The sequence below is a fragment of the Roseomonas sp. BN140053 genome (genome assembly GCF_047690175.1).
Classification (GTDB): domain Bacteria; phylum Pseudomonadota; class Alphaproteobacteria; order Acetobacterales; family Acetobacteraceae; genus Roseomonas.
This window is the reverse complement of sequence record NZ_JBLLEB010000017.1, coordinates 87797-95355: the sequence shown is the minus strand read 5'-3', so window position 1 is coordinate 95355 and position 7559 is coordinate 87797. Positions and strand designations below refer to the sequence as shown.

Annotated in this window: 5 protein-coding genes; 2 read left to right on the top strand and 3 right to left on the bottom strand. The window is 72.8% G+C overall.

Going from position 1 to position 7559, the window contains the following annotated elements:
* Window positions 1-316: 316 nt before the first annotated feature.
* Complete coding sequence (locus ACLIBK_RS16000; protein ID WP_415388282.1) at window positions 317-1468, bottom strand: aminotransferase class V-fold PLP-dependent enzyme; 1152 nt, start codon at window positions 1466-1468, stop codon at window positions 317-319.
* Window positions 1469-1636: 168 nt separating this feature from the next.
* On the opposite strand from ACLIBK_RS16000, the gene ACLIBK_RS15995 reads away from it, so the two are divergent.
* Together ACLIBK_RS15995 and ACLIBK_RS15990 are read left to right on the top strand one after the other, a co-directional pair.
* Window positions 1637-2386: an HpcH/HpaI aldolase family protein gene (locus tag ACLIBK_RS15995; protein ID WP_415388281.1), complete on the top strand. Its 750-nt coding sequence runs from the start codon at window positions 1637-1639 to the stop codon at window positions 2384-2386.
* Between the two features lie 1123 nt (window positions 2387-3509).
* Entirely contained in the window at window positions 3510-4598 is a 1089-nt protein-coding gene (locus tag ACLIBK_RS15990) for a glycosyltransferase family 2 protein (protein WP_415388280.1), read from the top strand.
* Here the strand turns inward: ACLIBK_RS15990 and ACLIBK_RS15985 are convergent.
* Both ACLIBK_RS15985 and ACLIBK_RS15980 read right to left on the bottom strand, forming a co-directional pair.
* Window positions 4558-5451 (bottom strand): FkbM family methyltransferase, encoded by an 894-nt coding sequence (locus ACLIBK_RS15985; RefSeq protein WP_415388279.1) that lies wholly within the window; start codon window positions 5449-5451, stop codon window positions 4558-4560. The genes ACLIBK_RS15990 and ACLIBK_RS15985 overlap by 41 nt on opposite strands.
* 84 nt (window positions 5452-5535) lie before the next feature.
* Window positions 5536-7551 carry a hypothetical protein gene (locus ACLIBK_RS15980; RefSeq protein WP_415388278.1) on the bottom strand — a complete coding sequence of 672 codons (2016 nt, stop codon included), beginning with the start codon at window positions 7549-7551 and terminating at the stop codon, window positions 5536-5538.
* Window positions 7552-7559 lie beyond the last annotated feature (8 nt).

Below are 7559 nucleotides of genomic sequence, written 5' to 3'. Positions count from 1 at the left end.
ACGGCGCCAGCCAGCGCCCCAGTTCCATCTGCCAACCAATGCCCGACACCATGATCGCCTCCGATCACACCAGATCAGAGCGTCCCGCGATCTCCCAGGTTCCGGCAGACTGCCAAAGTAGTGCTAGGCTCCTCGACCTCATGAGTGCCTCTGACGGGGGCGGGTTGGCCGACGTTGTCCGTGATGACCGACGTGGATCATCCCGCCCCCGCCGGAGGCACTCAACGCGGGGTCCGGGGAGTTCGTAACTCCCCGGCGGGGGTCCAGGGGGCAGCGCCCCCTGGCCACGGCCGAACCAGCAAAGCGACCCCGAACGTTAAGCGGCGTGGCGCAGCACCGGGCCGAGGGCGCGGTCGAAGCGCTGGGCGACGTCGGGGGCGGTGCAGTTGCCCGGGGACAGGCGCAGGCGCTGGCCGCGGGCGTCCACGTGCACGCCGGCGGCGAGGAGTTGGCGCACGGCGGCCTCGGCGGGGGTGGCGCGGGGCAATTCCAGCATCACGGAGCCGCCGCGCCGTGCCGGGTCCAGTGGCGATGCGACGGGGATGTTGTGCGCCGCGGCCACGGCGAGGAGGGATTCCGTGAGGCGCAGGTTGTGCTCGCGCAGTGCGTCCACGCCCCGCTCCAGCAGCCATTCGACCCCTGGCACGGACGCGGCAAAAGGCAGGTAGGACGGGGTGCCGGTGTCGAAGCGGCGCGCGTCGGGCGCGAAGCGGAAGGTGGCGAGGTCCCAGTTGAAGGGATCGGGCTTGCTGAACCAGCCGCGCAGGCGCGGCGACACGTCGGGCAGCAGCGCAGGGCGGATATAGCCGACCGCAGCACCCGGCACGCCGCAGAGCCACTTCAGCGCGGAGGCCGCGACGAAGTCCAGCTCCAGCGCCTGCACGTCCAGCGGCACGATTCCCGTGCCTTGCACGGCATCCACCGCCACGAGGCTGCCCTGCTGCCGCCCGTGTGCCGCCAGCCGCGCGAGGTCGGCGCGGTGCGAGGCGGTGGAGGTCACCCAGGTGATCACGGCCAGCGCCACGCGCTCGTCCCAGGCGGCGAGGAAGTCGTCGTCCTCCACCGAGGGCTGCCCGGGGCGGGGCTGCACCGTGTGCAGCTCGAAGCCCGCGCGCTCCGCCATGCCGGCGAGCAGGTAGTGCAGGCTGGGGAAGCAATCGGCCGCGATCAGCACGCGGCGGCCGGACAGCGTGCCGGGCGGCAGGCCGTCCACGAAGGCGGCGAAGGCCAGGGTGATGTTTTCCGCGGCGAAGAGCGTGCCGTCCGCCGCGTTCAGCAGCCGGCCAACGCCGTTGAGGAAGCGCGCGCGGGCAGTGTCGAATTCGACCCAGCGGCGGTCATCGGTCGCGCACCAGGCCTCGGCCGCATCGGCCAGGGCGGCGGTGACCGCGGCGCGCTGGCCGGGGAAGCGGCCCACGGAATGGTACAGCAGCCAGCCGGAATCGTCGGGCTCGTCGGTGGTGGTCATGCAGCCTCTTCTCCCCGCCGCGCGGCCACGGATGCGGGGCGGTGCCGGGGGTTGGGCGGTGTTTGACAAGCCCGTCACGGGTGATCAAACGATTTCTCGATCACGCTGCGGCACCGGCCGAGCCACGAACCCGGGCCCCCTCGCCGCGGCGATCCGGAGATGTCCCTCATGCTCGACCTGACCTCGTCCCGGCTGCGCGCGCGGCTCCGTTCCGGCGAAGGCTTCGGCGTGTTCTGGCTCAGCCTGGGCAGCCTGCCGGTGGTGGAATTCGCGGTGAATGCCGGTGCCGCCGCGATCGTGCTGGACGGGCAGCACGGCTTGTGGGAGCGCAACGGGCTGGAGGCCGCGATCGCCGCTGCCGGCAACCATTGCCCGGTGATCGTGCGCGTGGCCGAGAACGGCGCCACGGTGATCGGCCAGGCGCTGGATGCCGGGGCGGAGGGCGTGCTGGTGCCGCTGGTGGAAAGCGGCGCGGAAGCCGCGGCCGCCGTGTCGCACGCGCATTTCCCGCCCCATGGCACGCGCTCGGGCGGCGGCGTGCGGCCGCTGTCGGGCAATTTCGGCGCCTATCTCGGCGCGGCGCGGGACCGCACGGCGGTCGGCGTGATGATCGAGACGCGCGCCGGGCTGGAAAGGCGCGCGGAGATCGTAGCGACGCCGGGTCTGGATTTTCTGCTGATCGGCACGGGCGACTTGTCGATCTCGCTGGGCGTCGCGGGTCCGGCCGATCCGCGCGTGGAGAAAGCCTGCGCCGCCATCCTGGCGAGCTGCCGCGCGGCGTCGCTGCCCTGCGGCATCTTCACCGGCAACGCCGAGGCCGGGCGCGCCCGGCTCGCCGCCGGCTACGCGATGAGCGTGCTGGCCAACGACATCGACGTGCTGGCCACCGGCTTCCGCCGCGCCGCCGAGCCGGGCTGAGAACCGGCCCGGCGCGGGGAGCGCTTTCCCGCCGGCGGCATCGCATTCCGGGCGGCGTCTCAGGATGGCGCGCGAGCCCGGGATGCGGGCCAACAGGCCGGTGCGAACCGGCCGTGACAGGGAGCCGGGGATGCGCCGTTGGTCCATGGTCCTGGGGTGGCGGCACTCCTACGCCAAGTCCCACGACATCCGCCTGACCGACTTCCCCTATGCCGAAACGCTGCACGGGATGCAGCAGCCCGCCGCCGCGCTGCCGATGAGCGAAGCGGAGTTCCGCCAGACCCTCGACCCTGTCGCCATGATCCGCGACCGCGCCACCCCCGGCGGCCCGCAACCGGCGGAGATGCAGCGCATGCTGGCCCGCGGCCGCGACGTGCTGGCCACGCGGGCGTGCTGGATCGGCGACCATCGCGGCCGCCTCAACGCCTTTTGCCGCGCTGGACAGCGATTTCCGCCGCCTCCTCGCGCGCGCCGTGACGGGGCGCCCCGCACTGCCCGGCGATCGCTGCGCGGTGCGGCGGCTTGTCCAGCCGGATCGGATGCTGCGGGCGTGGCCGGGCCTGGTTCGGGGAGGTTCTGCCTCGGGCAGGGTTGGATCGCCCCGGGCCCAGGACGCGATGCAACCTTGTTCGTTCCGGCTGGCCCTGGATTGCAACCGGCGTCACTCTGTGTCCGTTCTCTATGTCCGAAGCGGCGCAAACCCAGGTTGGTCATCGCATTGGCCGGTTTTTTGCCCGACATGTTGAGAGAGTGTTAGGAGATGTCGCTTACACAGCCTTATACTTTGCGCGAGAAGTAGATGGCTCGGCCTATCCTGCCCGTGGCGCTTCCCGTCGATGAACCAACGCCCCCCAAAGCGGATGATCTCTCACCATCGCGTGGCTTGATGGTGAGCATCGTCATTTCGGTCGCTCTCTGGGTCGCCGCCGGCTACGCCCTCTACGCCCTGCTGTTCTAGAAGCCGCTCCGAATCCCCGGCGTCCAGGCCTTGTGAACCCCGGGTGTTCACAGCCTGACAGCCTTTCCGCATTCTCCGTGAGAAGGAGCCGAGGCCCTGCCGCGGGAATCGCGTGCGCAGGACGGCCGTGCACCGCAGGCCGGGGTGCCGGAAGGAGGGAGGGTGATGGGAACAGGGCCACCGGCTGTCAGCGTCCTGCTGACGACGCGCAACGGCATCGACCTGCTGCCCGAAACCCTCGACAGCATCCTGGCCCAGCGCTTCCGTGACTTCGAACTGGTTGTGGTGGACGACGCTTCCACCGACGCGACGCCCGCCCTGCTCGGGGCCTATGCCGCGCGCGATCCGCGGGTGCGCGTGCTGCGGCCGGAGAGCAACCTCGGCGTGGTGGGGGCCCGCAACTTCGGCTTCGTGGCCTGCCGCGGCCGTTATCTGGCCGCACTGGACCATGATGACCTCAGCCATCCGGACCGGCTGGGGGCGCAACTCGCCTTTCTGGAGGCGCATCCGCGCGTGGTGCTGGTCGGCACTGCCGCCGTGCTCGCCGAGGGCCGGCGCCGCCGCATCAGCGACTATGATGCGGAAGGCACGCCACTGCTGATGCGCTGGGCGCTGCATACGGGAAACCCGTTGACCTGGTCCTCCGTCATGCTGCGGAGCGAGGCGGTGCGGCAGCTCGGCGGAATCCTGGTGCGGCGGGACTACGAGTATGCCGATGACTTCGACCTGTATCACCGGCTGCTCGCGGTGGGGGAGATCGCGCGGCTGCCGGCGCCGCTGACCACCTATCGCTGGCATGCCCGCAATACCACCCACAGCCGCGGCGACGCGCTCTTTGCCAATGCGGCGCGGGTGCTGGCCGGGGCCTACCGGCCCTGGCTGGGGGTGGAGGCGCCGGACGCGGCGGCGCTGGTGATCCGCCACCTGTCCGCACGCGAGCCGCCGCGCGACGCCGCGTCCGTGCGCCGCCTCGGCGAGGTCCTGGAACGCGTGCTGGCGGGCTTCTGCGCGACCTACGCCCCCTCACCCGCCGACCGGGCCGCGGTGGGCGCGCGGGCGGCCCGGAGCTGGTGGCGCGTGCTGCGCAGCGCGGCACGGGCGGGGTTGCCGGGGGTGCTGGCGCTGCGCGAAACGCGGCCGGAACTGTGCCGGGGCTGGGCGCCGTCGCGCGGCGATGTTCTGGCTTCCGGCGCCGTCGGCGCGCTGCGGGCGGTCAGGCGGGCGCGGATCCTTCGGCCGCCGTCCCGGCCCTGATCCAGATCACTTCGCGCGGCAGCTCGGGATCGGGGAAGGGATAGGCCCTGCCCTCATGGTCCACGCCGTGCGGGGTCAGGCCCAGCTCCCGCAGCAGCGCCTCGATCTCCCGGACGCTGTGGCCGTAGCGGCTGGCGTGCTGGTCCTCCAACTCGGTCTGCACGGTGACGCCGGGGCTGGCGGCGATGATGCCCCGCGCGCCCCGCAGCACCGGCAGCTCGAAGCCCTCCACGTCGATCTTGAGATAGTCGATCCGGGTGATGCCGAGTTCCGCCAGGGCCGCGTCCAGGGTGACGAGGCGGACCTCGGCCCCGCCCGTCCCCGCCGTGGTGACGTGGGTTTCGCCGGGGTTCTTGGTGTTGAAGGCCATGCTGACCTGCCCGGGCCTGTCGCCCAGGGCCAGGTTGAGGGCCGTGACCTGCGGCAACCCGTTCATCGCCACGCCGCGCTCCAGGCAGCCGAAGGTGACCGGATGCGCCTCGAAGGCCACCACGCGGCCCGTGGGGCCGACCAGCCGGGCCACCGGCAGGGAATAGGCGCCGATATTGGCGCCGGCATCCACGAAGATCGCACCGGGCCGCAGCCGCCGCTGGAGGAAGCGCCAGATCAGCGGGTCGCGGGCGCCGCCCACGAACAGCGCGAAGGAGCTGAAGTTGTTGGGCATGCTGGCGAAGCCGACGCCGTCGGGCGTTTGCAGCGCTCGTTCCCGGCCCGCGAGTTCCCAGACGGTGAAGCGGGCCGCGCGCAGCCAGGTCCGCAGCGGCGACTGCCGGTAGGCATCGGTGGAGCGCACCCAGGGCAGGCGCCACGGCAGGGCGCGGATCGGCGGCGGCACGAGGCTGCGGAGAAACATCAGGGGGCGCACTCCAACCGGAACCGGCAGGCTACGCCATCGGCGCGCGGGGGGAATGGTGTCACGTCGCCGGCACCGTCGCGCTCAGCGGATGCCGAGGCGGCGAAACAGCCACTCGGCGCGGTACTGCAGCTCGCGATAGGTCATGGAGGGGATCGGCCAGGGCAGGCTGGTGCGGGCCGAGCCGCCGCGCCAGGCGGCGCGCTCGATGCGCCGCAGCGTTCCGCGCGGGCGCAGCAGCCAGTCGCGCCAGGGCACCGGCCCGACGGCGGTGGTGTGGCCGGTGCCGGTGGGTCCCTGGATAAAGGGGATGCTGTTGATCTGCGCGACCTCGTGGCGGCTGGGTCGGGCCAGCAGACGCTCCAGGTCGAACAGGGCGGCGGCGGGGTCGATCGCCTCCGGCCAGGCGCCGTCCAGCAGGGCGTCCAGCGCGTCGAACTCCGCGAGGCAGCCGGCCTCCAGCGCCTCGGCCGCGCGGCGGCGGTGCGAGGCGTCGGGCTCCGTCCCATGCACGGGCACCGCCCCCTCCCCCAGCTCCTCGTAGTGCAGCACCGTGGTCTGGGGCGCCGAGAAGAGCAGTTCCAGCACGATGAAGCCGTCCATCACGAGGTCCATCAGCGGACGGGGATGGCCGAAGGTGAAGAGGTAGCCGGCGGCGTTGCGCAGGTTCAGTGCCGGGCGCAGGGCCTCCGGCCGCAGCCCGAGATAGCAGCCGGCGATCTCCTCGTCCGGCAGGCCGGCGAGGCGGGCCAGGGCTTCCTGCGTGGTGCCGCGCCAGCCGAGATCGACGATCATGCGCGGGCCGGGCGCCAGGAAGCCGGTCTGGCCGAGATAGGCCAGGGCCGCCGCCCGGCGCCGCCGCAAGGCATCCAGGACGAGGTCGCGCTCGACGTCGAAGAGCCGGTGCAGCGCCGCGCGGGCGTTGTGCGCGGTGGCCGTTTCCGCCGGGTCGAGGCCCAGGGCGCGCAGCCGTTCGGCGGTGGTGGCGGGGTCCACGCCGAGCGGTTCGAGCGCGTGGCGCAGCGGCTGGCCCTTGAGCCCCGCGGCGAGTTCCTCGGCCATGGCCGGGAGATCCTCCTGCACCGGCAGGGCGATCGAGCGGCGCGACACGTGCAGGTATTCCAGCTCGAAGGGCTCCGGCATCCGCCGGGCCAGGCGGCGGGCGATGAGCAGCGGCATGTAGCCGTCGCGCGACAGGAAGAAGATGCGGCGGATGCCGCGCCGCCGCGCCTCGGCGAGGACGAAGAGGGTGAAGCCGACCAGCAGCAGGGTGAGGTAGCGGTGGAGCTGCGGCACCCCGGGCTCGGCCGGCGGCACCGGCGGCGGCGCCAGGGATCGGCGCTGGCTGTGCGCCAGCCTCGCCACCGCCGGCAGGGCGCGCAGCCGCTCGGGTTCCGGCGGGCGGCCACGCTGCGGCAGGTAGAGCGCGGCGATGCCGTGTTCGCGGGCGCGCGCGACGTCGGAGGCGGGGTTGTCGCCGAGGTGGACGATCTCGGCCGGGTCGCAGCCGAGCGTGGCCAGGACATGCGCGAAAAGCCGGCCGGTGTGCTTGCTGCGCCGGGCATCGGCCGAGCAGAACACGGTGCAGTCCCCGAAGCCGGCGTCGCGCAGCAGGGTGGCCAGCCAGGCACCGGGCAGGATGGTGTCGGACACGAAGACCAGCCGCTGCTTCGGGTCACGCGCCGCGAGCACCGCGCGCAGCGGTTCGGCGGCCACGCAAACGCTGCGCTCCGTGTTTAGCTCCAGCGCCGCGATGGCCGCCGCGGCCTCGGGGCTGGTTACCAGCCCGTAGCCCGGCAGGCGGTCGTAGACCTCGGCCAGGGTGACCTCGTCATGGCCCGCTGCCTCCGCCGCGGTCCGGGCGGCGCGTTCGGCTTCCAGCCGGATTTCCCGGAAGGCTCCCGGCAGCTGCGTGACGAGGCCGCGCGCCCGGGCCCGGGCACCGACCGCGAGGAGCACGTCTTCCGGCCGCGCCAGCCGCCGCAGCAGGGCCGTGTCGAAGATGTCGCAGCTGACCACGGGAAAGCCGGCAATGCGCTGCGGCAGCGCGCCGAGGGGCACCGGCGTGGCGGCCGCAGGTCGGAAACGGAAACCGGTCATGCGGCTTC